The sequence below is a fragment of the Vibrio sp. 1249-1 genome (assembly GCF_033340495.1).
Genome location: NZ_JAWOWJ010000086.1, coordinates 1 through 1,203 on the forward strand (window position 1 = coordinate 1; position 1,203 = coordinate 1,203).

Annotated in this window: 1 protein-coding gene; it reads left to right on the top strand. The window is 47.3% G+C overall.

Annotated elements, in window-relative coordinates; translation table 11 throughout:
* The coding region (locus tag R7Z50_RS24430; RefSeq protein WP_318149338.1) for an arylsulfatase at positions 1 to 1,203 on the top strand (1,203 nt) is incomplete at both ends.

Consider the following 1,203-nt stretch of genomic DNA (forward strand, 5'->3'; position numbering starts at 1 on the left):
CCTACCGGGTGCAGAACAAGGTCTTCAACCGCAAGACATTACAATGGCGACGGCACTTAAAGATATGGGCTACGCGACAGGCCAATTTGGTAAAAACCACCTTGGTGACAAAGATGAAATGTTGCCAACAAACCACGGTTTTGATGAGTTCATGGGTAACCTTTACCACTTGAACGCGGAAGAAGAGCCTGAAAACCCTGATTACCCGAAAGATCCTGCGTTCCGCAAAAACTTTGGCCCGCGTGGCGTAATCCATTCTTATGCCGATGGCAAAATTGAAGACACAGGTCCTTTGACGCGTAAGCGCATGGAAACGGTCGACCAAGAAACGTTAGACGCGGCAATGAACTTTATGGAGCGTCAAGTTAAAGCGAACAAGCCGTTCTTCTTGTGGTACAACGCAACGCGCATGCACGTTTGGACGCATGTGAAAGAAGAAAACCGTACAACAGGTTTGGGTGAATACGCAGATGGTATGGTAGAGCACGACAACCATGTTGGTCAGCTACTGAAAAAAGTGGATGACTTAGGCATTAAAGACAACACCATTGTCTTCTACTCAACCGATAATGGCCCACACATGAACTCGTGGCCAGATGCAGGCACAACGCCATTCCGTGGCGAGAAAAATACCAACTGGGAAGGTGCGTACCGTGTTCCTGCAATGGTACGTTGGCCAGGTAAAATTAAAGCGGGTTCTGTTTCGAATGACATCATGCACCACATGGACTGGATGCCTACATTTGTAGCCGCCGCTGGTGATGACAACATCAAAGAGAAACTGCTTAAAGGTTACAGCGCGGGTGATAAGAAATTCAAAGTTCACCTAGATGGTTATAACTTCCTGCCATACCTCACTGGTAAAGAAGAGAAAGCACCGCGTGAAGAGATTTTCTACTTCTCGGACGATGGCGATTTAACTGCGCTTCGTTACAACAAGTGGAAATTGGTCTTCATGGAACAACGTGCAAAAGGTACGTTGCGTATTTGGGCTGAACCATTCACCAAATTACGTGTGCCGAAGATCTTCAACTTGCGCATGGACCCTTATGAAGTTGCGGATGTTACCTCCAACACGTACTACGATTGGATGCTTGATCGCGCCTACATGTTGGTACCAGCACAAGCGTATGTTGGTCGATTCCTAGAAACCTTCAAAGAGTTCCCGCCAAGGCAAAAAGCCGCAAGTTTCTCGCTTGATCA